The 26,893-nt window shown below is 31.6% G+C and carries 18 protein-coding genes; 8 read left to right on the forward strand and 10 right to left on the reverse strand.

Going from position 1 to position 26,893, the window contains the following annotated elements; all coding sequences use genetic code 11:
• Nucleotides 1–28: 28 nt before the first annotated feature.
• Both ACW9UN_RS09875 and ACW9UN_RS09880 read right to left on the reverse strand, forming a co-directional pair.
• A complete protein-coding gene (locus tag ACW9UN_RS09875; protein ID WP_459486097.1) occupies nucleotides 29–1,177 on the reverse strand; it encodes a Gfo/Idh/MocA family protein in 1,149 nt (382 codons plus the stop codon).
• 215 nt (nucleotides 1,178–1,392) lie between these two features.
• Nucleotides 1,393–2,412: a helix-turn-helix transcriptional regulator gene (locus ACW9UN_RS09880; protein WP_459486098.1), complete on the reverse strand. Its 1,020-nt coding sequence runs from the start codon at nucleotides 2,410–2,412 to the stop codon at nucleotides 1,393–1,395.
• 271 nt (nucleotides 2,413–2,683) lie between these two features.
• On the opposite strand from ACW9UN_RS09880, the gene ACW9UN_RS09885 reads away from it, so the two are divergent.
• From ACW9UN_RS09885 to ACW9UN_RS09900, 4 genes are all read left to right on the forward strand, one after another.
• Entirely contained in the window at nucleotides 2,684–3,415 is a 732-nt protein-coding gene (locus ACW9UN_RS09885; protein WP_459486099.1) for a carboxypeptidase-like regulatory domain-containing protein, read from the forward strand.
• A 57-nt stretch (nucleotides 3,416–3,472) separates the two neighbouring features.
• Nucleotides 3,473–5,497 (forward strand): TonB-dependent receptor domain-containing protein, encoded by a 2,025-nt coding sequence (locus tag ACW9UN_RS09890; RefSeq protein WP_459486100.1) that lies wholly within the window; start codon nucleotides 3,473–3,475, stop codon nucleotides 5,495–5,497.
• A gap of 104 nt (nucleotides 5,498–5,601) precedes the next feature.
• On the forward strand, nucleotides 5,602–7,500 hold the full coding sequence (locus ACW9UN_RS09895) for a 3-keto-alpha-glucoside-1,2-lyase-like domain-containing protein (protein ID WP_459486101.1): 1,899 nt from the start codon (nucleotides 5,602–5,604) through the stop codon (nucleotides 7,498–7,500).
• A gap of 15 nt (nucleotides 7,501–7,515) precedes the next feature.
• A complete protein-coding gene (locus ACW9UN_RS09900) occupies nucleotides 7,516–9,471 on the forward strand; it encodes a plastocyanin/azurin family copper-binding protein (RefSeq protein ID WP_459486102.1) in 1,956 nt (651 codons plus the stop codon).
• A gap of 71 nt (nucleotides 9,472–9,542) precedes the next feature.
• On the opposite strand, the gene azu is transcribed toward ACW9UN_RS09900, so the two are convergent.
• From azu to ACW9UN_RS09940, 8 genes are all read right to left on the reverse strand, one after another.
• Nucleotides 9,543–10,049 carry an azurin gene (gene azu, locus ACW9UN_RS09905; RefSeq protein WP_226789234.1) on the reverse strand — a complete coding sequence of 169 codons (507 nt, stop codon included), beginning with the start codon at nucleotides 10,047–10,049 and terminating at the stop codon, nucleotides 9,543–9,545.
• 117 nt (nucleotides 10,050–10,166) lie between these two features.
• Nucleotides 10,167–11,429 carry a threonine ammonia-lyase IlvA gene (gene ilvA, locus ACW9UN_RS09910; RefSeq protein ID WP_459486103.1) on the reverse strand — a complete coding sequence of 421 codons (1,263 nt, stop codon included), beginning with the start codon at nucleotides 11,427–11,429 and terminating at the stop codon, nucleotides 10,167–10,169.
• 78 nt (nucleotides 11,430–11,507) lie between these two features.
• Nucleotides 11,508–12,983 carry a ketol-acid reductoisomerase gene (gene ilvC / locus ACW9UN_RS09915; protein WP_459486104.1) on the reverse strand — a complete coding sequence of 492 codons (1,476 nt, stop codon included), beginning with the start codon at nucleotides 12,981–12,983 and terminating at the stop codon, nucleotides 11,508–11,510.
• A 117-nt stretch (nucleotides 12,984–13,100) separates the two neighbouring features.
• Nucleotides 13,101–13,634: an acetolactate synthase small subunit gene (gene ilvN, locus ACW9UN_RS09920; protein WP_459486105.1), complete on the reverse strand. Its 534-nt coding sequence runs from the start codon at nucleotides 13,632–13,634 to the stop codon at nucleotides 13,101–13,103.
• 88 nt (nucleotides 13,635–13,722) lie between these two features.
• The gene (ilvB, locus tag ACW9UN_RS09925; RefSeq protein WP_459486106.1) at nucleotides 13,723–15,456 is read right to left on the reverse strand and encodes a biosynthetic-type acetolactate synthase large subunit; all 1,734 of its coding nucleotides are present in this window, start codon (nucleotides 15,454–15,456) and stop codon (nucleotides 13,723–13,725) included.
• 51 nt (nucleotides 15,457–15,507) lie between these two features.
• Entirely contained in the window at nucleotides 15,508–17,184 is a 1,677-nt protein-coding gene (gene ilvD, locus ACW9UN_RS09930) for a dihydroxy-acid dehydratase (RefSeq protein WP_459486107.1), read from the reverse strand.
• 358 nt (nucleotides 17,185–17,542) lie between these two features.
• Complete coding sequence (gene leuB, locus ACW9UN_RS09935) at nucleotides 17,543–18,664, reverse strand: 3-isopropylmalate dehydrogenase (protein ID WP_459486108.1); 1,122 nt, start codon at nucleotides 18,662–18,664, stop codon at nucleotides 17,543–17,545.
• A 15-nt stretch (nucleotides 18,665–18,679) separates the two neighbouring features.
• The gene (locus ACW9UN_RS09940) at nucleotides 18,680–19,855 is read right to left on the reverse strand and encodes a 2-isopropylmalate synthase (protein ID WP_459486109.1); all 1,176 of its coding nucleotides are present in this window, start codon (nucleotides 19,853–19,855) and stop codon (nucleotides 18,680–18,682) included.
• A 131-nt stretch (nucleotides 19,856–19,986) separates the two neighbouring features.
• Between ACW9UN_RS09940 and ACW9UN_RS09945 the strand changes: the two genes are divergently transcribed.
• The 4 genes from ACW9UN_RS09945 to thrC all read left to right on the forward strand — a co-directional run bounded on the left by ACW9UN_RS09945 (nucleotide 19,987) and on the right by thrC (nucleotide 26,671).
• A complete protein-coding gene (locus ACW9UN_RS09945; RefSeq protein ID WP_459486110.1) occupies nucleotides 19,987–21,552 on the forward strand; it encodes a hypothetical protein in 1,566 nt (521 codons plus the stop codon).
• Nucleotides 21,553–21,863: 311 nt separating this feature from the next.
• Complete coding sequence (thrA, locus tag ACW9UN_RS09950; protein WP_459486111.1) at nucleotides 21,864–24,302, forward strand: bifunctional aspartate kinase/homoserine dehydrogenase I; 2,439 nt, start codon at nucleotides 21,864–21,866, stop codon at nucleotides 24,300–24,302.
• A 77-nt stretch (nucleotides 24,303–24,379) separates the two neighbouring features.
• Entirely contained in the window at nucleotides 24,380–25,300 is a 921-nt protein-coding gene (locus tag ACW9UN_RS09955; protein ID WP_459486112.1) for a homoserine kinase, read from the forward strand.
• Between the two features lie 87 nt (nucleotides 25,301–25,387).
• The gene (gene thrC, locus ACW9UN_RS09960; RefSeq protein ID WP_459486113.1) at nucleotides 25,388–26,671 is read left to right on the forward strand and encodes a threonine synthase; all 1,284 of its coding nucleotides are present in this window, start codon (nucleotides 25,388–25,390) and stop codon (nucleotides 26,669–26,671) included.
• The last annotated feature ends 222 nt before the right edge of the window (nucleotides 26,672–26,893 follow it).

The raw sequence follows: 26,893 nt of genomic DNA on the forward strand, positions 1-26,893 counted from the left end.
CCAAAGGGAAGGAATTTATTAGTTAAACTTATTTAATTTTGGTCCAGTTTGAATTATTTTTATCACTAGAAACAGCAGCATAAATAAACTGCATACCTCTAACACCATCTTTTATTGTTGGATAATCTGGTTTTTCGATAATCTCATTATTATTTACTGCCATTAGATGCGTTGCGAAATTTTTGTATATGGTTGCAAAAGCTTCTAAATATCCTTCAGGATGACCAGCAGGAATTCTAGAAACATTTAAAGCTTCTGGATATAAATCATTTCCATTTGGCGTAAATATTTTTACAGGTTCTTCTAACCAATGTGTTATTAATTTATTCGGATTTTCTTGATGCCACTCCAAACTTCCTTTTTTACCATACACTTTAATCGCTAAATTATTTTCTTCGCCCAAAGCAATTTGAGAAATAGACATCGTTCCTTTTGCGCCATTTTCCATTCTTAATAATAGGTTTCCATCATCATCTAAAACTCTATCATCACCAAAAACACCTAAATCTGCAGCAATTTCATCAATCTTTAAACCTGTTATATATTCTACTAGATTTTCTGCGTGTGTACCAATATCACCTAAAGCACCTCCAATTCCAGATTTTTTAGGATCTGTTCTCCAAGAAGCCTGTTTTTGCCCTTTTTTTTCTACGGATGTTGATAACCAACCTTGTAAATACTGCACTTGAATTTTTCTAATTTCGCCTAAATCTCCATTGGCAATCATCGCTTTTGCTTGTTTTACCATTGGATGACCTGTGTAATTATGCGTTAATGCAAAAAGCTTACCCGATTTTTTTTGAACTTCTTCTAACTCTAAAGCTTGCTCTATAGTTAAGGTCATTGGTTTATCGCAAACCACGTGAAATCCATTTTCTAAAGCCATTTTTGCAGGCTCAAAATGCATATGATTTGGAGTAACAATAGCCACAAAATCCATTTTAACATCTTCAGGAAGTTGTTTTTCTGTTAAAATCATCTCTTTAAAACTAGCATAACATCTATTTTCTGCTAAAAACAAATCTTTACCAGATTGAATTGATTTATCAGCATTACTACTAAAAGCACCACAAACTAAATCGATCATTCCATCTATAGCTGCCGCTTTTCTGTGTACATCACCTATAAAAGAACCAATACCTCCACCAATCATTCCCATTCTCAATTTTCTACTCATTTTCTAAGTCTTTATTTTTTTATTTTTCATCCATATAACACCAATAAAGAAACAGCAACCACTTCTTTTTAAAAGTGATTATTTTCTCTATCAAAACAATTAGGAATAAAAAAATTATCCTTTTGGAAAATTAAATAATAAAAACAAATTAGCTGTTTATTTTTATTCAGTGAAAAAAATTAAACAAATAAAAATAAGGTTAAAATGCAGTGTTTTTAAGATTTTAAAAATCTAGCTTTATATTGATTTGGTGAACATTTTTCGTGCTTTTTAAACACTGTAGAAAAGTACTGACTTGTTGCAAAACCACACATATATGCAATTTCTGTAACCGTTAATTCTGGCTGTTTTTCTAGTATTTTTTTTGCCATTTCTAATCGCTTAATACTAAGATACCTCATAGGTGTTAAATTTGTAAGTTGCTTACAATGATGTGTAAATCTTGTAAGACCAACTCCTGCAGATTGTGCCATTTTTTCTATTGTCCAATTTTCTGACACATTTTTATCTAATTCTTTTAAAAAGAATTCCACACTTCTAGAGCTATCTGTTAAAGCCTCATTTAAAACAATATCTTCTGTTTTTAATAAATCTAAAATTAAGATTAACAAGTAATTAATTAACAAACGAATTCGAGAAGCATTGCTACCATTGTCATCTGTATTAATGGCTGTATTTATTCTTTTAAAACAAGCTCTAACTCTTTGATCTGCTTTTAAAATTGACTTTTCATTGTGCCTTAAAATCATTGTTAACTCAGCCAAATCTGCATCTGTTAAAGTTATCCAATCTGGCCAAACCCAGTCTTGATGAGGCCTACGAACGCCTAAATCTAAAATAACCCAATAAAATTTTCCCATTCCAATATTTGGATTCCCAACTTTATGAGCTTCCCAAGGACGTGTAATTGTTAAGTAATTTGGTGTTAACAAAACCTCTTTACCTTCTTGCGAATAAGGCATAGAACCTGACTCTAAAAAATGAAATTCTATGCCTTCATTTCTATGCCAATCTAAACCCCAATCTTGAGGTTCGTTAGCATCCCAATATCCCATACTATTTAAACCAAGTGTATTATCATCTAAACGATCTCCAGGATAAGAATGCCTAGCCAAAGCTTTAAATTTTAACTTTTTTCGTTCAAAAGCATCAATAAGTGGCAAACAAGTATCTGCATGATATACAATTCCGTCCGCTTTATAAGGTTCTATTTTAAAATGTTCTAACACTTCCATAATTCGTCTTAATTTTATTTGAATCAAAAAAAATACACCTCAAAAAAATTAGCTTCTTTCTTTGTATTATTTTACCACCATTTATCCATTTTTTTTGATGAAATTTCAAGCCCAAAAATCAATCAAAAAAACCGATAAATTATTAATGCTTATAAAATTACAAAATTAGAATCAAACAAAATATAATGTTCAAAATTTTTCAATGAATAAATACACACATTATATTGGTTCTAAAATATCATATTTGTACTTTTCTCTAAAAACACCGTAAATGAGTAACCCAAAAATTCAATTTGCTTTTTTATTCTTTTCATTCCTTAGTTTCTTGTCCTATGCACAAGTAAAAATTTCTGGAAAAATTGTAAACAACAATCAAGAACCTATAGAAAACGCTGCTATTCTGCTCAATCCTTCAGATAAAGCTACAACATCTGATGCTTCAGGAGAATTTACCTTTAATAATATTACATCTGGCAACTATAAAGTTTCTATCTTAGTTTTAGGTTATAAAAAACTAGTACAAGAAATAGAAGTTAAAAACGTAGATTTAAATTTAAACTTTACTATTGAAATTGATGTTTTAAATTTAGAATCTGTAGTAATAACAGGTACTTTTGACCCAAGATTAAGTTTAGAATCTAGTACATCTATAAGTGTTTTAAATCAAAAAGATATTCAACAGAATTATCCACAAGGTACTGCAAGTTTATTACAAAATATCTCTGGAACCTTTATTGATACTTCTGCAGGTGAAGTTTACACCAAAGTATATACAAGAGGAATTTCTGCTTCTGCAGAAGACGATATGGGTTGGTATTATGTTTCTTTACAAGAAGATGGTTTACCTGTAAGTTTAATTCAGCACTCTTATTATAGTCCAGATTTATTTCAGAGAGCAGATTTAATGACAGAAAGAGTAGAAGCGATTCGTGGTGGAAGCTCTGCAATTACAGCAATGAATGCGCCTGGTGGAATTTACAATTTTAAATCGAGAGGAATTTAGCAAGAATTTGGTGGTCAAATACAAGTTTCTAGAGGTTTTCAAGGTGATAATAATGCAATGGAAAGAATTGATGCTGAGTTAAGTGGCTCTTTTGGAAACGATTGGTTTTTTAACATTGGTGGTCATTACAGAAGAGATGATGGAGCAAGAGATACTGATTTTAAATTTAGTAAAGGAGGGCAATTAAAATTTAATATCATAAAAAAAACAGACAAAGGAAGCTTTAAATTTTATGGTAAATTTTTAGATGATTACACCAATCGTTATACTGGTGTTGCAGCTACAAACTGGAACAATCCTACAGCTGCTTTTGGTCAAGATTTTAGAAACACTTCCTTATTAATGCCCGATTTTGATGGCAGTATTCCTGATGGAAGAAACCTTGCTAATAATGGTAAAATTAATTTTAATCCATCCCAAGGAGTTCACACAAAAGACATTGCTTTTGGTTTTGATTTTTCAACAGAACTTGATAATGATTGGTCTTTAAAAAACAACTTAAAATTTTCATCAAAAAAAGCAAATTGGCAAACTTCTATTAGTAACGCATTTGTTTCTTTAAGCAATCCATTGGCTTATTTTATAACTGGAGCACAGTTTCCTGTTGGACAAATTGTTTTTAATGATGCGCAATCTGGTGCAGAAGTTGCAAGAGTAGATAACTCTGGAATTCTTGCTGGCCAAACTTTTCAATACATTAGCGGTTCTTTACCAAATGATGCAATTATGGGTACTTCTGCTTGGTACAAAGACAATAATTCTGATGAGTTTATGAATCAATTTATCCTTAGAAAAAAGACAAAGAACCACGACATTAATTTGGGTTCTTCTTTAGGATATGCAAATACAACACATTTTACATCTGGTACTTTTGGCTTTGTTACTTATGAGCCCAATCCAAGAATGTTGGCAGTTACATTAGAAAATCCAGGGCAACCAAATTTAGCACTTTCAGACAGTAATGGATTAAGTAATTACGGTGGACTGTTCTTTGTAAATGCAGAGGCAAAAGTATTACAATTGGCAGGTTTTGCAAATGATCGTTGGTCTATTTCTGATAAAATTCATCTAGATTTAGGTGTACGTTACGAAACTATAAATCATAAAGGCAGTAAAGATCGTTTTGCGCCTTTTTCGCAAAATGGAGGTATAGATGGTAATGCTGCTACAGATTATGATAATGGTGTTTTAACATCTACAGGAGAGCAAGATAATTTTGATTACAACTATAAATACTTATCTTATTCTGCTGCTATCAATTATAAAGTTGATGAAAATACCGCCATTTTCGGAAGATTTTCTAAAGGTAACAAAGCACCTGAATTAAACTATTATTTCAACAATTTTTCTAACGTACCTATTAACCAAAAAGGAACAATTCAAAAAGTAATTCAAACAGAAATTGGCCTTAAACTAAATGCCAAACAATTTGCTTTTACAGGTACAGCTTTTTGGAGTAAATTAAAAGATGTAGCTATTGCAAATTTTGAATTTGACGATTCAAATAATAGCATTTTTTACACTCCAATTCTTTTTAATTCTTCTGATACTTATGGCTTTGAGTGGGAAAGTGTGTATACACCTTTTAATTTTTGGAAGTTTAGTTTTAACGGAGTTCTTCAAAATCCGAAGGCTACAGATTGGAAAATTTACGATGCTGCTGGCAGTGTAGATACTGCTGATGATACAGTAATCGACTATTCTGGAAATATCCTTCCTTTTAATCCAAAGTTAATGTTCAATCTAGGAACTGATTTTCAAAAAAATAAAGTTTCAGCATTCTTAAAATGGCAATATTTAGGCAAAAGACAAGGTAATGTTGCTAATGGTTTTGAATTAGCAAGTTACAGCGTTTTTAATTTTGGTACAGGTTATAAAATCAACAAAAACTTATCAGCAAATTTGGTAGTTACCAATCTTTTTAATTCTGATGGTTTAGCAAACTTTTTTGGTGATAATAGTTTTGGCGCTAATGCAAATGGTGCAACTCCAGAATTTGTTGCTGCTAATCCTGATGCTAGTTTTGTAGTTTTTCCAATTTTGAGAAGACGGTTTCTACTAAAATTGAATTACACTTTTTAATTAACGATACGTACCTAATATTAGATCATTTGTTTAAGTCGATAAGACATTTATTCTATAATTTTAATTCCGATTCATAAAATAATTTTTAAGACAAAACAATTATGAGAAAATTAATGCTTTTATGTAGTATCGTTTTGCTAATTACTTCTTGTAAGGAAGAAATACCTGCAAATTTTACTCAAGCTGCAGTAAAAAAAGAAAAGAAAAAAGAAGCAAAAACCTATTTACCATTTACTCATATCGAATTAAATGATTTATCTGGCTTTAAGCCGACTGGCGAAAATTGGAAAATAGTTGGAGATGTAATTGCAGATCGTACAAAAAGAAAAACAATAACTTCTACAAAAGGCTCAGGTATTCTACTTAATACAAATGATGCCGAAAAAAACAAAAATCTTTTTACTCCTTTTGAACATGGAGATATAGAGTTAGAATTGGATGTTATGGTTCCTAAAGGATCAAACTCTGGGCTTTATTTTCAAAGTCGTTATGAAGTTCAAATATTTGATAGTTGGAATGTAAAAGAGCCTAAATATAAAGATATGGGCGCTATTTATCAAAGATGGGATAAAATAGCACCAAAAGGAAAAGAAGGATATGAAGGTTATCCTCCAAGAGTAAATGCAGCAAAAGCTCCAGGACTTTGGCAACATTTAAAAGTTATTTTTCACGCTGCAAAATTCAACAAGTCAGGTAAAAAAATAAAAAATGCTTGGTTCGAAGAAGTTTGGTTAAATGGTGTTTTGGTTCAAGAAAATATAGAATTAAGTGGCCCAACTCGTGGAGGAGGTACCAATGCAAATGAAAAACCTAGAGGACCATTAATGATTCAAGGAGATCATGGCCCTGTCGCTTTTAAAAACATCAAGTATAAATTGTACGAGGGAAATAAATTTACTTTAACCAATTTAAAAAGAACAGAATATAAAAGCCCTGGTAATAAAGTAGATAATTTAGCTGACCTTACTAAGGTTAAAGAATCAAAAACAAAAACGTTCTCTATTATTGATGTATCAAGCAAAAGAGATCGAAAATTAGTTGTTTATCAAGGAACATTATCAATCCCAAAAACTGGAAAATATCTTTTTGAAGGTCACAGTAGTGCTCCATCAGAAGTATATATTGATAATAAAAAGGTGATGAGAATTGCGGGTGGAATGGATAAAGGACATTTTAAATTCCTTACGCTTAAGAAGGGAAAAGTTGCCTTTAAATTTATTTACAATCAACATGCGCCTTGGGCTAGAGGATGTAATTTACATGTGGAGGGACCAGATATGCAGCGATATTCTTTGCTAGAAGGTGTAAAAAAAGGTGATGGAGAATTTGACCCTTTAAAAGGAATTATTATTGAACCTATAGATAAACCCAGATTACAACGCAGTTTTGTGGATCACAAAGGCGAAAAATTTACACATTGTATTTCTGTGGGAACTCCTCAAGGTGTTCACTATTCTTACAACTTGGCAACTGGCTCACTTTTAAAAGTTTGGAGTGGTTCCTTTTTAAACACCACTCATATGTGGTTGTCTAGAGGATTTAAACAAGCAGGAGAACCTGTTGGTTTTAAAATTTCAATGCACCGAAATTTAGAATTTGCAACTCTTACAGACATCAATACACTTTGGCCAGATCCATTGCCAGAAAATAAAGGTTTTAGACAATTAGGTTACGAATTAGATGATACTAGAATGCCTGCCTTCTCATATCAATTGGGTAGTACTAAAATCACAAACAAATTTACTATCCCTAAAGGAAGTCGTCAATTGCATAAATCGATTCAAATAACAAAAGCAAAAAATCTATGGCATAAAATTGCTGATGGAGAAAGTATTAAAACACTACCAAACGATATTTATTTGATTAATAATGAAGGTTTTTATATTGATTTTTCTGGAAATGATTTAAAACCAATCATCAGAAACATTGATGGTAAAGATGAATTATTGATTGAAATACCAAATGGAAATCATACAATTAATTACAGTATAATCTGGTAAACAAAACAATTAACGATGCAAAAATTTAAAACAATTTTAGTAGTAACACTAATTTTATGTATTGGTCAAATTGCTTTTGGTCAATCTAAATCTATTAAAGAAAAAGAAGCAGAATTTTATAAAATAGTTGATGTTCCTATCCCTAAAGAAATAAAATTAGAAGTTGGTGGTTTAGCTTTGACTGATAATGATAAATTAGGTGTTTCCACAAGACGTGGAGAGGTTTGGTTGATTGAAAACCCTTATGGTAAAACTCCAAATTACAAACTATATGCTCAAGGTTTACACGAAGCCTTAGGTTTAGCCTATAAAGATGGAGGTTTTTATTTATCTCAACGTGGTGAATTAACAAGATTGATAGATAAAAATGGTGATGACGAAGCAGATGTCTACAAAACGATTTTTTCTTGGCCTTTGTCTGGAAATTATCACGGTTATTCTTATGGTCCAAAATTTACGAAAAACGGAGATATGATTGTCACCTTAAATTTGGCTTGGATGGGTGGTGGAAAAAGCCCTGTTAGATGGCGTGGTTGGATGTTAAAAATAACTCCAGAAGGTAAAATGACACCAATTGCCACTGGCTTACGTTCTCCTGCTGGATTTGGAATTAACGCTGAAGGTGATTATTTCTATACCGAAAATCAAGGAGATTGGGTAGGTTCTGGAAGAATGACGCATTTAGAGGTTGGTGATTTTGCAGGACATCCTGAAGGTTTAAAGTGGAGCAGTGATCCATTATCTCCTTTAACTTTAAAACCTGAAGACATTGTAGACAATTCTGGATTAACTTTATACGAATATTCTAAAAAAGAAAAGGCTGTAAAAGCTCCAGCTATTTGGTTCCCTCATACTATTTTGGGCATTTCTACTTCTGATATTTTATATGACACAACTGAAGGGAAGTTTGGTCCATTTGAAGGTCAACAATTTGTTGGAGACCAAGGGCACAGTAAAATTATGCGTGTGTATATGGAAAAAGTAAATGGGGTTTATCAAGGTGCTGCTTTTCCTTTTAGAGAAGGGTTTTCTTCTGGAATTTTAAGAATGATTTGGGGAAGTGATAACAGCATGTTTGTTGGAATGACAAGTAGAGGTTGGGCATCAACTGGAAAAAAAGAATATGGTTTACAACGTTTAGAATGGACAGGTAAAACGCCTTTCGAAATTAAAACGATGAAAGCTCAGAATGATGGTTTTGAATTAGAATTCACAAAACCTATCAACAAAGAAGAAGCAGAAGATCTCTCCAATTACAGTATGGCAACTTTTAATTATAGTTATCATAAAAAATATGGTAGCCCTATAATTGACCAACAAAAAGCTATGATTCATAAAGCTGAAGTTTCTGAAGATGGTTTAACTGTAAAATTAACTGTTCACGGAATGCGTTTAGGATTTATTCATCAATTAGAAATTCCGAAATTAACGGCTAATTCAGGTGAAAAATTACTACATAAAAAAGCGTATTACACATTAAATGAAGTTCCTGGTGGCGAGTTAAAATCGATGCAAATGGAAATGAAAAAATCTGACAAAAAAATCGAGCAACCAAAACGAATTACTTCTATGCCTCATGAATGGGGTGAAGCTGGTGCAGATGAAAAAATATCAATAGGTACAATTCCTGGATTAAAATATGATGTAGAAGAAATTACTATCAGCAGAAACAGCAAAATTGAATTAACATTAAATAATAATGATGATATGATTCATAATATAGTGATTACAAAACAAGGTAAAGAAACACCTTTTAAAGTTGGTGAAATGGCACTTAAATTAGGTCTTGATGGTCCAGATTTAAACTATGTTCCATTTAGTGATTTAGTAATTGCACATTCTGGTACTGTTGGTCCTGAAGATTCTGAAACTATTTATTTTACCTCACCTAGCAAAGCTGGAGAATATTGGATAGTTTGTACTTTTCCTGGTCATTCATTTACAATGAAAACCAAATTGATTGTAAAATAAATTGATATTCATTTCATAAAAAAAAGGGCGATAACTTTAAAAGTTATCGCCCTTTTTTAGGTTTTATAAACTTAGTTTTTCTTAACGATAAACTTACCTTTCATTAAAGCATAATGCCCAGGAAAACTACAAATAAAATCGTAAGTTCCTGCTGCTGGCGCATCAAACTCTATAGTTGTAGATTCACCTCCACCAATTACTTTAGTATAAGCAACTACATCTGCTAATGCATCTTGTGGCACATAGCCAGTTTCTGATGCTGCAATAGCTTTCATTGCAAATCCAGAAACATCAACACCTTTTTGTAAAATTACAATATTATGTCCCATAGATTTTGCTGCCATTTTACCAGTATGATTTAAAGTAAGAATTACTTTTTGTCCTTCAAAAACAGTTAATTTGCTTTTGTTGAATTTCATTAAATCATTACCAGAAATACCAAGTTTTTTTTCTTTCGGAATTTCTTTTTTTACTTCTTGCTTTGTTACGGTTTCAGTTTTCTCTTCTTTCTTTTTATCGCTACCACAATTTATAAATAATGTTGCAGCAAAAACCATAACTAAAGTACGTTTTATCATCTTCATTTTTTTTTATTTTATCATTTATATCTTGTAAAAATACTAAATAACACTTACAACATTGTTTAAAATTATTCAATGAAAGAAAGTGAATTTCTAATTTAAATACTCTAAAAATTATACTAAAAATTGAAACAAGTCTGGTTTATCATTTAAGTAATCTCCAAAGAAGTTATTTTCTTTCATTCTTTGTATTAAAGGATCCAAATCTTTAGATGATTTTAACTCCAAACCCACAACTGCAGCTCCTTTTATTCTATTGTTTTTTTTGGTGTATTCAAAATGTGTAATATCGTCATCAGGACCTAAAATATCTACAACAAACTCTTTTAAAGCTCCTGCTCGTTGAGGAAATTTAACTATAAAATAATGTTTTAAATCCGCATAAACTAAAGCACGTTCTTTAATTTCTTCTGTTCTAGTAATATCGTTATTACTGCCACTTACTACACAAACTACATTTTTTCCTTTAATTTCATCAGCAAAAAAATCTAACGCAGCAATACTTAATGCACCTGCAGGTTCTACTACAATTGCATCTTTGTTATACAAGTCTAAAATGGTTTGGCAAACTTTACCTTCTGGTACTGTAATCACTTTATGGAGATTTTGTTTACAGATTTCAAAATTTAAATCGCCAACTTTTTTAACAGCAGCACCATCTACAAAAGGATCTATGGTTAATAAAGCTGTATTTTTATTATTATTGATTGATGTTAGCATTGCAGGTGCACCTTCTGGTTCTACTCCAATAATTTTGGTTTCTGGAGACAATAATTTAAACACTGAAGACAACCCTGATGATAAACCTCCACCACCAATTGGCACAAAAACATAATCGATCTTTTTATGGGTTTGTTCTAAAATTTCTAAACCTACAGTTGCCTGACCTTCAATAACTTTTTCGTCGTTAAAAGGATGAATGAAAGTTTTATTTTTAGCATCGCATTCTAATTTTGCTGCATTAAAAGCATCATCAAAAGTATCGCCACCAATTACAATTTCGATAAACTCTTCTCCAAACATTTTTACCTGATTAATTTTTTGATTTGGTGTTGGAGAAGGCATAAAAATAGTACCTTTTATCTGCAATAATTTACAAGACATGGCTACACCTTGTGCATGGTTTCCTGCACTTGCACAAACAATTCCGTTTTGTTTTTCATCAGCATTTAAAGAAAACATTTTATTGTAGGCACCTCTAATTTTGTAAGAACGTACAACTTGTAAATCTTCTCTTTTAAAAAAAATAGTGGCATCGAATTTTTTAGAAAGATTAAGGTTTTTACTAAAAGGTGTTTTAGAGGCAACTCCATCTAAATTTTTAGCTGCAATTTTTATGTTTTGTAAACTAGGTAGGTAAATTTGTTCTGTTTGCATGGATCAAAAGTAAAAAGAAAACCTGTCAAATTTTTTAAATCTGACAGGTTTATTACATAAATTGGGGGATCTAAGTATTTATGCAGATTTTATCACTTTCATTGCAGTCATAGAAGCTCTTAAACGCTCTCCTACAATCTCTACAGGATGATTTCTAATAATCTTATTTACTCTAATTAACTCTTGGTTATCTACCCCATTTTCTGAGCTAAATGGCTTACCAATAACGTTTGTTGAAACTGTTTTCATAAAATCAGCTAACAACGGTTTACAAGCATGATCGAATAAATAACAACCATATTCTGCTGTATCAGAAATTACACGATTCATTTCTGCTAATTTCATTCTTGCAATAGTATTTGCAATTAACGGAGTTTCGTGCAAAGATTCGTAGTATGCAGAAGCATCTATAATTCCTGATTCTGTCATTGCTTCAAAAGCCAACTCAACACCAGCTCTAACAAAAGCAACTAATAACGTTCCGTGATCGAAATATTCTTGTTCTGAGATTTCTTGATCTGTAATTTCTTGTTTTTCGAAAGCAGTTTCTCCTGTAGCAGCTCTCCAAGTTAATAAGTTTACATCATCATTAGCCCAATCTTCCATCATTGTTTTAGAGAAATGACCAGTCATAATATCATCCATATGTTTTTGGAACAATGGACGCATAATGTCTTTTAATTCTTCTGATAAACGAAACGCTTCAATTTTAGCAGGATTAGACAATCTGTCCATCATATTTGTAATACCACCATGCTTTAACGCTTCTGTAGTGGTTTCCCATCCATATTGAATTAATTTTGCTGCATAACCTGGCTCTATACCTTCTTCAACCATTTTATCGAAAGATAAAATAGCTCCTGTTTGTAACAAACCACATAAAATAGTTTGCTCTCCCATTAAATCACTCTTAACTTCAGCAACAAAAGAAGATTCTAAAACACCTGCTGTATGACCACCTGTTGCAACTGCATATGCTTTTGCTTGTGCCCAACCTTTACCTTCTGGATCGTTTTCTGGATGAACAGCAGTTAATGTTGGTACTCCAAAACCTCTTTTAAATTCTTCACGAACTTCTGAACCAGGTGATTTTGGTGCCACCATAATTACAGTTAAGTCTTTACGTATTTGCATACCTTCTTCTACAATATTAAATCCGTGAGAATATGATAAAGTAGCACCTTTTTTCATTAAAGGCATAATTGCATTTACAACATTGGTGTGTTGTTTGTCTGGCGTTAAATTAATTACTAAATCTGCACTTGGTAACATTTCTTCGTAAGTACCTACTTTAAAATCGTTAGAAGTAGCATTAATATAAGACTGTCTTTTTTGATCTATTGCTGCTTGTCTTAATGTATAAGAGATGTCTAGACCAGAATCTCTCATATTTAAACCTTGATTTAAACCCTGTGCTCCACAGCCCACAATAACAATTTTCTTTCCTTTTAATGCGTTTACTCCGTCTTCGAATTCTGAAGGATCCATAAAACGACATTTACCTAACTGCTCTAATTTTTGTCTTAATGTTAATGTGTTAAAATAATTTGACATTTTTATTTATTTAGTTGTTTGTTAAGAAGATAGAAAAAAGAGGATAAAAAATAGATGTGTTTTATACATCACTATAATCTCTTCTCTCTAGTTTTTATTCTTTTCTATTGATACTATTTAGTTGTTGTATGTTTCTAACAATGTTGATATTTTCATTTCTTCTTTTGTTACTGCAATTAAACCTGATCTTGTGTATTGCATAATTCCAAAAGGAGCTAATTGATTGTATAACTCTACTATTTCTTCTTTTTTTCCTGATTTTTCAAGAACAAAAAACTCTTTGTTAACAGTTACAATTCTAGCATTACTTTCTTTAATGATATTCTGAATTTGACGTTCTTCGAACAACAATTCTGATTTAATTTTAAACAAGCCCGCAATTTGATAAATAATATCATCTAAACTATGATAATAGGCTTTTATGACCTCTACTTGTTTTTCTATTTGACCAATAATTTTTTTAATACCTACCTCGTTCATATTTACCACAATTGTAAATTTAGAAACGCCTTCTATTTCTGAAGGAGAAGTATTTAAACTTTCTATATTGATGTGTCTTCTCTGGAAAATTGCAGAAATTCTGTTCAACAATCCAATATTATTTTCGGTATACACAGAAACTGTATATAGTTGTTTTTCTTCTGTACTCATACTGGTAAGTTCAAGGTTTAAAGATTAAAGTTTTAAAGTTCTCACTCAAACCTTTAATCTTTGTTCTTTGTTCTTTATTCTATATTCTTTACTCTAAACGTATATCTGAAACACTTGCTCCTGAAGGAATCATTGGAAATACATTATCTTCTTTTTCTACACAAACTTCTAAGAAATACGCTTCTTTACTTTGCATCATTTCTGCAACAGCTTCCGCTAACTCTTCTCGTTTGGTAACTTTTCTAGCTTTAATGTAATATCCTTCTGCAATAGCTACAAAATTAGGATTTACCATTTCTGTGGATGCATAACGTTTATCGAAAAATAATTGTTGCCATTGTCTCACCATCCCAAGAAAATCATTATTTAAAACCACCACTTTTACAGCTGCTTTTTGCTGAAAAATAGTTCCTAATTCTTGAATTGTCATTTGGTAACCACCATCACCAGAAATAGAAACCACTTCACGTTCTGGAGCTGCCATTTTTGCTCCAATAGCTGCAGGTAATCCAAAGCCCATTGTTCCTAATCCACCAGAAGTAATATTACTTTTTGATACGTTAAACTCTGCATATCTACAAGCAATCATTTGATGCTGACCAACATCACTTACAATTGCAGCTTCTCCTTTACTCTGAATATTGATTTCTTTCAAAACCTCAGCCATGGTTAAGCCTTCTTTTGTAGGATATAAATCGTTTTTGATTACTTTATCGTATTCAATTTGATATAAATCTTTAAACTTCTGATGCCATTGGTTATGAGAATTTTTATTGATTAAAGGCAACAATAAATTTAAACTCGCTTTGGCATCACCCAAAACAGCAACATCCGTTTTTACGTTTTTATCTACTTCTGCAGGATCAATTTCGAAATGAATTATTTTGGCTTGTTTTGCGTACGTATTTAAACTTCCTGTAACACGATCATCAAAACGCATACCTATTGCAATTAAAACATCACACTCATTGGTTAACATGTTAGGCGCATAATTACCATGCATACCTACCATACCTACATTAAAAGGATGTGAAGTTGGTATTGCTGAAGCTCCTAAAATTGTCCAAGCAGCAGGAATTTCTGCTTTTTCTACCACAGCTTTTAATTCGTCCTCGGCTTTACCTAAAATAACGCCTTGCCCCCAAACTATTAATGGTTTTTTAGCATTGTTAATGATTTCTGCAGCTTCTTCTACTTTTTTAATATCTGTATCAGGAACTGGCTTATAACTTCGAACTTGGGTACATTTGGTATATGAAAAATCAAATTCGTTAAATTGAGCATCTTTGGTAATATCAACCAAAACAGGACCTGGTCTACCACTTCTTGCTATGTAAAATGCTTTAGCTAATGCTTCAGGAATATCTTCTGCTTTGGTTACTTGGCAATTCCATTTTGTTACTGGTGTAGAAATACCCACTATATCTGTTTCTTGAAATGCATCTGAACCTAACAAACCAGATGGCACTTGACCTGTAATACAAACCATTGGTGTAGAATCTATCTGTGCATCTGCAATACCTGTAATTAAATTGGTTGCACCTGGCCCAGAAGTAGCCATTGCTACACCTACTTTACCAGAAATTCTGGCATAACCTTGAGCTGAATGTGTAGCTCCTTGTTCGTGACGCGTTAAAACGTGATGAATTTTATCTTGAAATTTGTATAACTCATCATAAACTGGCATAATTGCACCTCCTGGATATCCGTACAGAATATCTACTCCTTCTTCAATCAAACATCTTACAATTGCCTCACTACCAGAAATACGCTCTGTAGTTTTGGTAGCTTTTTTTGGTTTGGTTATGGTTTTTGTTTCCATATTATCTTTATGTTTTATACCTACAAGGTTTTTGGAAACCTAGCAGGAGTTTTAAGCATCAGTAACACATCCTTTAGATGCTGATGCTACTGTTTTTGCGTATTTGTATAAAATTCCTTTTTTGTGTTTTGGTTCTGGAGCCACCCATTTTGCTTTTCTTTCTGCTAATTCTTCATCAGAAATTAAAACATTAATCGAATTATCTTCTGCACTAATTCTAATTTTATCACCAGTTTCAATCAATCCTATTGCTCCTCCTGACTGTGCTTCTGGAGTAATATGCCCCACAACAAAACCATGAGTACCACCAGAAAAACGACCATCTGTAATTAATGCTACAGATTTCCCTAAACCTGCTCCCATAATTAACGAAGTTGGTTTTAGCATTTCTGGCATTCCTGGACCTCCTTTTGGACCAACATACCTAATGACGACTACATCTCCTTTTGCTACTTCACCATTAGAAATCCCTGTATTTGCAGCTTGTTCACCATCATAAACCACAGCTTTACCTTCGAACAACAAACCTTCATTTCCAGAAATTTTTGCTACAGCTCCTTCTTCTGCAAGATTACCATATAAAATCTGTAAATTTCCAGATGATTTTAAGGCTTTATCTTTTGGAAAAATCACATCTTGCTCTTCAAATTCCATAGCTTCTACATCTGCTAAATTTTCAGCTAAAGTTTTCCCTGTAACTGTCATACAATCGCCATGTAAATATCCATTTTCTAATAAATATTTCATAATGGCTGGTGTACCACCTACTCCATGTACATCTTCCATTAAGTATTTACCAGATGGTTTTAAATCTGCAATTAACGGAGTTCTGTCTGAAACTCTTTGAAAATCTTCTAAAGTAAACTCAATATCAGCAGCATGTGCAATTGCTAAAAAGTGTAATACTGCATTTGTAGAACCTCCTAAAGCATTTACCAAAGCAATTGCATTTTCTAAAGATTTTTTAGAAATAATATCTAAAGGTTTTAAATCTAATTCTAATAAGTTTTTAATTGCTCTTGCGTGTCTTTCTGACTCAGATAATTTATTAGGATTTTCTGCAGGAATAGATGAATTGTAAGGCAATGCAAACCCCATACACTCAATAGCAGATGCCATTGTATTTGCAGTATACATACCTCCACAAGCACCTGCTCCTGGAATTGCTCTTTTTATAATTTCTCTGTATTCATCTTCCTCAATTTCTCCAGCAACTTTTTGTCCTAAGGCTTCAAAAGCAGAAACGATATTTAGTTTTCTACCCTTGTAATTTCCAGATGCAATTGTTCCTCCATACATCATAATTGACGGACGATTTAAACGTAACATTGAGATTACTGCTCCTGGCATATTTTTATCGCAACCAACAATAGCAATTAAACCATCGTAACTTTGTGCGTTCATTACAGTTTCTATAGAATCTGCAATAATATCTCTAGAAACCAGTGAGTAATTCATACCAGAAGTTCCCATAGAAATACCATCAGAAACACCTATTGTATTGAAACCTAAACCGACTAAATCTGCAATTTTACACTCTATTTTGACCTCTTCTTTAAGTCTATTTAAATGCATATTACAAGGATTACCATCGTAACCAGTACTCGCAATTCCTATTTGCGCTTTTTGCATATCTTCATCAGATAAACCAACTGCATACAACATTGCCTGTGATGCTGGTTGAGATTCGTCTTGTGTTAATCTGCTACTGTGTTTGTTTAGTTTCATTTAATGATTTCTTTGTTTTGTTGACTAAATTATTCTATTTCTCGTTTTTTATTGCATTGCATCTAATCGAATTTTTGAATTTCAGTTGTTTAAAACAACACTAATACCATTGACTTTCAATTATTTAACCTTATTTTATTATGATACTCAAATTTTAAAATAAATGCAATAAAAAACCTTCCGTTTTTAAAGGAAGGCTAAATTTAATTTTAATGTTATAAATACCACTTCCTGATCAATTCGTAATAATTACGATGACGTTTAAAACAGTAATGATATTTAAAATTTGTGTTCTCATTTTGTTGATTCAAATATTTAAAATTTTTATTTAAAAATCCTAATTTTAAATTGAATTTAATTAGATGATGGTACTCTGCCCCATATGAATATTTTGAAAATTCATATTACTGTCATCTTGATTTGTAATATAATCTGCAATAAAATCGCCTACTTTTGAGGTAGTTGTTGATTTTTGTGTTTTACGTTTTATATCTTTAGTTGTAATACCTAGCGCAATAGATTTTTCTACAGCTCTTTCAATTGCATCTGCTTCTTCGTTTAGCCCTAAATAATACAATAACATTGCTGCTGATAAAATTGATGCTAATGGATTTGCAATATTTTTACCTTTTGCTTCGTAGTATGTGCCATGAATTGGCTCGAACAATGCATTTCTATCACCTATTGAAGATGATGCTAGCAAACCAATTGAGCCAGAAATTACACTTGCCTCATCAGAAATAATATCGCCAAAAAGATTTTCTGTTAAAATTACATCAAACTGTTTTGGATTTAAAATCAACTGCATAGTAGCATTGTCTATAAACAAGTATTCTAAAGTAACATCTTGATATTCTTCTGCTATTTTGGCTACTGTTTTTCGCCATAAGCGTGAAGTTTCCATAACATTTGCTTTATCGACTAATGTTACTTTTTTATTTCTATTTTGAGCCGCTTTAAATGCTAAATGTGTAGTTTTAGAAATTTCTTCAACAGAATAAACACAGGTATCAAAAGCATGTTTTTCATCTTTGCTTAGCTCTTTATTGCCAAAATAAATTCCACCACTTAACTCTCTAAAAATCATAAAATCTGTACCCTTAACTACTTCTCTTTTTAAGGGCGAATTGTAGATTAAATTATCATAGGCTTTTACTGGCTTTACATTACAGTACAGATCTAACTCTTTTCTTAAACGCAACAAACCTTGCTCTGGCCTAACCTTAGCACTTGGGTCGTTATCGTATTTAATATCACCAACAGCACCAAATAAAATAGCATCTGCATTTTTACAAATTTCTAAAGTTTCTTTTGGTAAAGGATCTCCAGTTGCATCAATAGCACACGCTCCTATTTTGGCTTCTTTATATAAAAAAATATGATCGTAAGCTTCTGCAACAGCATCTAATGCTTTTTTTGCTTGCGCTGTTACTTCAGGACCAATTCCATCACCAGATATTACTGCAATTGTGTGTTTCATAACTAATTATAGCTTTTATACCATTGCTATTTTAGAGGTTTTACTTACCTCTTTCATAATGGCATGAATATCATCATCTTTAATTTCTTTTTGTTTGTCTGCTGCAGCTAAAAAAGAGGTATAAGCCGAATCTAATTGTAGCTTTGTTAATTCGTAACCTATTTTTTTAGCCCTGTAAGCTAAAGCTGCTCTACCACTTCTTGCTGTTAAAACAATAGCACTTTCTGTGACACCAACATCTTCAGGATCCATAATTTCGTAAGTTTCTCTGTTTTTTATCACTCCATCTTGGTGAATTCCAGAGCTGTGTGCAAATGCATTTGCGCCTACAATAGCTTTGTTAGGTTGCACTGGCATACCCATACTTTCTCTTACTAATAAACTTGTATCGTATAATAATTTTGTGTTGATACTTGTCTCTAAATTTAAATACGGATGCTGTTTTAACACCATTACTACTTCTTCTAAAGCTGTATTTCCTGCTCTTTCTCCAATACCGTTTATGGTACATTCTATTTGACGCGCACCATTGATCACTCCTGAAACCGAATTTGCTGTTGCCATTCCTAAATCGTTATGACAATGACAAGAAAGGATAACATTTTCGATACCTTTTACGTTTTCGCGCAAATATTTCATTTTTGCACCATACTCTTCTGGTAAACAGTATCCTGTAGTATCTGGAATATTTAAAACTGTGGCTCCTGCTTTTATTACCTCTTCACAAACCCTAGCTAAATATTCGTTATCTGTTCTACCTGCATCCTCTGCATAAAACTCTACATCTTCTACAAAAGATTTTGCATAAGAAACCGCTTTTACAGCTCTTTCAATAACCTTTTCTCTAGATGATTTAAATTTGAACTGAATATGAGAATCACTAGTACCAATACCTGTATGAATTCTTGGATATTTTGCAAATTTTAATGCTTCTGCAGCAACTTTTATATCGTTTTCAACAGCTCTTGTTAATCCACAAACTGTTGCATTTTTTACAATTTTTGCAATTTCTGAAACTGAGTTAAAATCTCCAGGGCTAGAAACAGGAAAACCTGCCTCAATAACATTTACACCCAGTAAATCTAATCTTTCAGCAATTACTAATTTTTGTTTGGTATCCAACTTACATCCAGGCACTTGTTCTCCATCTCTTAGAGTCGTATCAAAAATTTGAACTTTATTGTCTTGCATAATTTGTAAAGATTATCTTTATATTTAATCAAATGTATGTAATAGAGCAACAAAAAAATGGTTATTTTTACAGTCCTGTACGATTTCTAATACAGCTCATCAAATCATAAGTATTTTATTATCAATAATTTATGAGTAAAAATGCTACATCAGTCAATAATCAAAACGATGCTCTTTTTGTGTTAATTAAATCTTTAACCAAATCTGAAAAGCGGCAATTTAACCTATATGTTGGTAGACTAGGTGGTAATATTGATGCCAAATTTTTCTCACTTTTTAAATTTTTAGAGAAGTTAAAAGTTTATGACGAAAAGGTAATTATAAATAGTGGTATTGTTTCTAAACAACAATTATCTAACCTAAAAGCACATTTATACAAACAAATTTTGATTAGTTTACGATTAAATCCTGCTCATAAAAATATTAGAATTCAGGTACGTGAACAATTAGATTTTGCTACAGTTCTTTACCAAAAAGGCTTATACAAACAAAGTTTAAAATTGTTAGATAAAGCCAAAAATTTAGCCTTAGAAAATGAAGAAAAAAATATTGCTTACGAAATTGTAGAACTTGAAAAAGTAATAGAAACTCAATACATTACAAGAAGCTTAAGCAATAGAGCCGATCAACTTTCGGTACAAGCAAAAACCTTGAGTCAGCAAAATGTAATAGCCAGTAAACTATCAAATTTATCATTACAATTGTACAGCCATTTATTACAAAATGGTTATGTAAAAAACAATGAAGAATTAGAGTTTATTAATCAATATTTCCATAAACGATTACCCAAATATAATTTTGATGATTTGGGTTTTAGAGAAAAATTATGGCTTTACAAATCGCACTTATGGTATAGTTTTTTAACACAAGATTTTTTACAAAGTTACAAATACGCCAGAAAATGGGTAGATTTATTTAAAGAAGATAAAAAACACGTAACTCAACACCCTGTTTTTTACTTAAAAGGCATTAACTACTTATTAGAAGCCTCTTTTTTTGTAAAAAAAACGGCTACTTTTAAAAAAGAACTAATTGCTTTTGAAGATGAAATAGAGCAAAAAATAATACCTTCTAATGCCAATACAGAACTCTTAATTTTCGAATACTTGTATGCAAATAAACTGCATTTACATTTTTTAAAAGCTACTTTTTCTGAAGGGGAGTATTTGGTAGCTATTATTGATCAAAAAATAGAGGAGTATAAAAACAGATTAGATAACCACTACATTGTAATGCTCTACTACAAAATTGCTTGTTTGTATTTTGGAATGGGAAAAAATAAGCTATGCATTGCATATTTACAGAAAATTATTCGCTCTAAAAATCTAAGTTCTGCAGAAGATTTACAATGTTTTGCACGAATTTTAAATTTGATTGCACATTACGAATGTGGATTAGATTATGACTTAGAAAGACAGTTTTTAGACACCTATAAGTTTCTATTAAAGATGGAAAATCTACAAGAAGTTCAAAAAATATTCTTAACTTCTATTCGTGATTTGAGTGATGTTTTTCCGCATGAAATTAAAAATGAATTCAAAAAAATACATGCTAAATTAAAGCAGTTTGAAGACCATCCTTATGAAAAAAGAGCTTTTTTATACCTAGACATCTTATCTTGGTTAGAAAGTAAAATACAAAACAAGCCAATTGCTTTAATTATTAAAGAAAAATCAAGTAATACAGTTAAACAATAAATTATTTTAATTTATTTAATTTATTTTTAAGAATTTCATATTAATTCGATTTTTTGTTAAAATAATTAGTATCTAAACCCATCAAAATAAATAATACTTCTATTTTTGTGATGTGGATTTACTTAAATTACATACAAATTCTTCAAAAACTACGCTTGTAGTTTGTTTTTCTATGAACACAATTACGCGTACAACAACTACTATTACCCTTTAGGGGTTCTGCGATATTTATATTACCAAGGTTAAGAATTGTTTTGTATAAAACGAAACATCATCAAAAAAAAAATTACAAACTATTTATCATTTAAAAGATGAAAGTATTAAAGTTCGGAGGCTCATCAGTAGCAAATTCAGAAAAAATAACACAAGTATTACGTATTGTTGAAAAGGCAGCAAAAGAGAACAAAATTGCAGTAGTAGTTTCTGCATTTGGTAAAACTACAGACAAATTATTAGCAGGTGCCAACACCGCTCTAGATGATATAACAGCTGCTAAAGAAATTTTAAACAACATTAGCACACTTCATTTTCAAGTTATTGAAGATTTAATCATCAAAAATAAAGAAGAAGTTTTAAAAGAACTTACATCACTTTTTAGCAGATTACAATCTATATACGAAGGTGTTTTTTTATTACAAGAATTATCTGACAAAACGTTGGCAAAAGTTTCTAGTTTTGGTGAGCGTTTATCTTCTTATATTATTGCAAATGCAGCTAAAGAAAGTTTAGATGCAAACCACAAAGAAAGCAGAGATTTAATTATTACTAATGATGAGTACTTGAATGCGCAAGTTAATTTTGAGGTTACAAATAAAAATATATCTAATTTTTTTAAAAATAACTCCTATCAAATAACACTTTTAGGCGGGTTTATTTCATCGAATACTAGCGGCGAAACTACCACTTTAGGAAGAGGTGGTTCTGATTTTACAGCCGCTATCTATGCAGCAGCTTTACATGCTGATGAATTGCAAATTTGGACAGATGTTTCTGGTATGTACACTGCAAATCCTAAAGTAGTAAAACAAGCTTTTCCTATTTCAGAAATTTCGTATGAAGAGGCTATGGAATTGTCTCATTTTGGCGCAAAAGTGTTGTATCCGCCAACAATTCAACCTGCCTTAAGAAAAAATATTCCTATTAGAATTAAAAATACTTTTGACCCTGAAAATTACGGAACGCTAATTTCTAATGATCCTGAAAATGGAAATGAAGTAAAAGGAATTTCGCATATAGAAGATATTAGTTTAATTACCTTAGAAGGTGGTGGAATGATTGGAATTCCAGGATTCTCTAAACGCTTGTTTGAAACGCTTTCTAGCGCAAAAATTAATGTAGTTTTTATTACGCAAGCCTCATCAGAACACTCTATTTGTGTGGGTATTTTTGAAAATGATGCCAAAAAAGCAAAAACCCTTTTAGATGATACTTTTAGTGTAGAAATAGCGCGTAAAAAAATTAAACCTATTATTGTAGAAAGTGATTTGGCCATAATTGCTGTGGTTGGCGAAAGCATGAAAAATTACCAAGGTTTAAGCGGACAAATGTTTAGTGCTTTGGGTAAAAACAATGTAAATGTAAGAGCAATTGCCCAGGGTTCATCAGAAAAAAACATATCTGCTGTTATTAATAAAAGTGATGCCAAAAAAGCGCTAAACACTTTACACGAACAGTTTTTTGAAGAAAAAACAAAACAACTCAACTTATTTGTAACTGGAGTTGGTAATGTTGGCGAACGTTTTTTAGCTCAAATACATCAGCAAAAAAAGTTTTTAAAAGAAAATTTAAAGTTAAATATTAGAGTTATCGGAATTTCAAATTCTAGAAAAATGATTTTTGACAACTCGGGTATCAACCTAAAAAACTGGAAAGATTTATTAGATAAAGGAGAACCAACTAGCATCGCTAATTTTTACCAAAAAGTAAAAGAAAGCAACCAAAGAAATAGCGTTTTTATAGATAACACTGCAAATCAACAAGTTTCTGAAGTGTATGAAAAATATTTAAGAGACAGTATTTCTGTTGTTACTTGTAATAAAATTGCCTGTGCTTCTAGTTTTAATAATTACAAAACGTTAAAAGAAGTTTCGCGAAAATACAATGCTTCTTTCTTGTTTGAAACCAATGTAGGTGCAGGGTTACCAATTATTGATACGCTAAAAAATCTAGTGAGTTCTGGAGATCAAATTCATAAAATTCAAGCAGTTTTATCTGGTAGCTTAAATTTTGTTTTTAATAATTTTGATAACAACACTACTTTTCATGATGTTGTTGTTCAGGCTCAAAAAGAAGGATATACAGAACCAGATCCAAAAATTGATTTAAGTGGTGTAGATGTTGCTCGTAAAATATTAATTTTAGCTAGAGAAAGTGGCCATCAACTAGAATTAGAGGATATTAAAAACAATGCATTCTTACCTAAAGAAACTTTAAACACAGATAATAATACAGATTTTTATGCTTCCTTAACTAAAAATGAAAGTCATTTTCAAGATATATTTAAACAAGCCAATGATAAAGATTGTCGTTTAAAATATGTAGCAGAATTTGTAGACGGAAAAGCAAATGTTGGTTTACAACACATCTCTGCAAATCATCCTTTTTACAATTTAGATGGTAGTGATAATATTGTATTGTTTTTTACAGACAGATATCCAGAAAATCCTTTAATTATAAAAGGTGCTGGTGCTGGTGCAGATGTAACTGCTTCTGGTATTTTTGCTGATGTTATACGAATTGCTAATAATTAAGTGGGCAGTTTTCAGTAGGCAGTTTTCAGTAAAACACTGACTGCAAACTGAGAACTGTTTACTGAAGACTTAAAAAAATGGATTACTTAAAAATATTTTCTCCTGCAACTGTTGCCAATGTTTCTTGTGGTTACGATTCTTTGGGTTTTGCTGTTGATGAAATTGGTGATGAAATGACATTTACCAAAACTCCAAACAAAGGTGTAGAAATTACCAATATTACTGGTGCAGATTTAACTTACGATGTAGATAAAAACGCTGCAAGTGCTGTAGTTAAAAAAATGCTGTTGGATGCAAATGCAGATTTTGGTGTGCAACTCACCATTCATAAAGGATTTTCTCCAGGAAGTGGATTGGGTAGTTCTGCTGCAAGTGCTGCTGGTGCTGCTTTTGGCGCAAATCAATTATTAGGCAACATCTACTCTGAATTAGAATTAACAAAATTTGCCATGTTTGGCGAAGAAGTTGCTTGCGGAAGCGCAATTGCAGATAATGTGGCTGCAGCAATTTATGGCGGTTTTGTACTCATTAGAAGTTACGAACCCTTAGATATTGTAAAATTACCTGTACCAAATGAATTAAGACTTGTGGCAATTCATCCGCAAATAGAAATAAAAACCAAAGATGCAAGAGCTGTTTTACCAACAGAAATTGCATTAAAAGATGCTGTTACACAATGGGCAAATGTTGGCGGACTAATTTCTGGCTTACATACAAACGATTATAATTTAATCAGCAATTCTTTGGTAGATATTATTGTAGAACCACATCGTAAAAAACTAATTCCTTATTTTGATGATGTACAAAAAGCAGCATTAAAAGCAGGTGCTTTAGGTGCTGGAATTTCTGGTTCTGGACCTACAATTTTTGCACTTTGTAAAGGCGATGAAAATGTAAAAGAGGTTTACAATGCGATTGAAAGAAGCTACAGAAACAAAGGAGTTGATTTCGAACTTTATACATCAAAAGTAAATCCAGAAGGAATAAAAATTATATAATTGCAATATGCTTAAAGCCATAAACTTTAAGCACTTTGTTTCATTTTGCCAAAAGCATAGAGCTAATGGCTTAAAGCAAAAAACACAATGAACTATTACAGTTTACATCATAAATCGTCAAATACAACTTTTAAAAACGCTGTTGTAGAAGGCTTAGCAAAAGATAGAGGAATTTATTTTCCAGAAAACATCACTCCATTATCAAAAGATTTTATCAACAATATTTCTGAATATTCCAATCATGAAATTGCTTATGAAGCCATAAAACAATTTGTGGGTGATGAAATTCCTACAGATATTTTAAAAGAAATTATTGCAGAAACTGTTTCTTTCGATTTTCCTGTGGTTAAGGTTGATGATAATATTGCAACTTTAGAATTGTTTCACGGACCAACAATGGCTTTTAAAGATGTTGGCGCAAAATTTATGGCAAAATGCTTAGAGTATTTTAACAAAGATAATGATGATGAAGTTACTGTTTTAGTAGCGACTTCTGGTGATACTGGAGGTGCTGTTGCCAACGGATTTTTAGGTGCAAAAGGTGTAAATGTGGTTATTTTATATCCTTCAGGAAAAGTGAGCGATATTCAAGAAAAACAACTAACTACCTTAGGACAAAATATTACAGCTTTAGAAGTAGATGGCGTTTTCGACGATTGCCAAGACATGGTAAAAACAGCATTTTTAGACGAAGATATAGAGCGAACTTTAACTTCTGCAAACTCTATAAATGTTGCACGTTGGTTACCACAAATGTTTTATTTTTTCTTTGCTTATAAAGAATTACATCAACAACATAAAGACCTTATCTTTTCTGTACCAAGTGGTAATTTTGGGAATATTTGTGCAGGAATAATGGCTCAAAAATTAGGTTTACCTATCAAACATTTTGTTGCCTCTACAAACGTAAATGATACTGTTCCTAATTATTTGGTTGATGGAGTTTACACGCCAAAACCATCAAAAGCAACCATTTCTAATGCTATGGATGTGGGTAACCCAAGTAATTTTATTAGAATTAGAGAATTGTTCAACAACGATTTAGATGCTTTAAAAAGTGCCTTTTCATCCTATAGTTTTACTGATGATGAAACTCGTGAAACCATGAAAAGCATCTATAATAATTCTGGCTATGTTGCAGATCCTCATGGAGCAGTGGGTTACTTAGGATTAAAAAAACACGGATTAAAAGAAAATGAGTTTGGTGTGTTTTTAGAAACTGCACATCCTGTTAAGTTTTTAGATGTTGTTGAAGAAACGTTACCTATAAAAGTTGAAATTCCTGAGCAGATTCAAAAAGTCATCAATAATAAAAAGGTTGCCATTAAAGCAAGTTCTTATGAAGATTTGAAGGCATATTTGATGCAATAAGCGTTGATATTTAAACACCTTTTGGATTTTAAAAATCTGAAAGGTTTTTTTATAGTCCGATTATCTAGAACGTACTACAATAAATTTTATACGCATTAACACTTCTATTTCAAATTGTATATGTAGCCGAAGTTACTAAAAGCTAGCAAACTAGTTTAGGTACTATCTTTAATTCCTAATTTATTCTGTTAATTTTTCATTATTTTTGTTTTAACAGAGAGG

Source organism: Polaribacter litoreus, assembly GCF_054584775.1.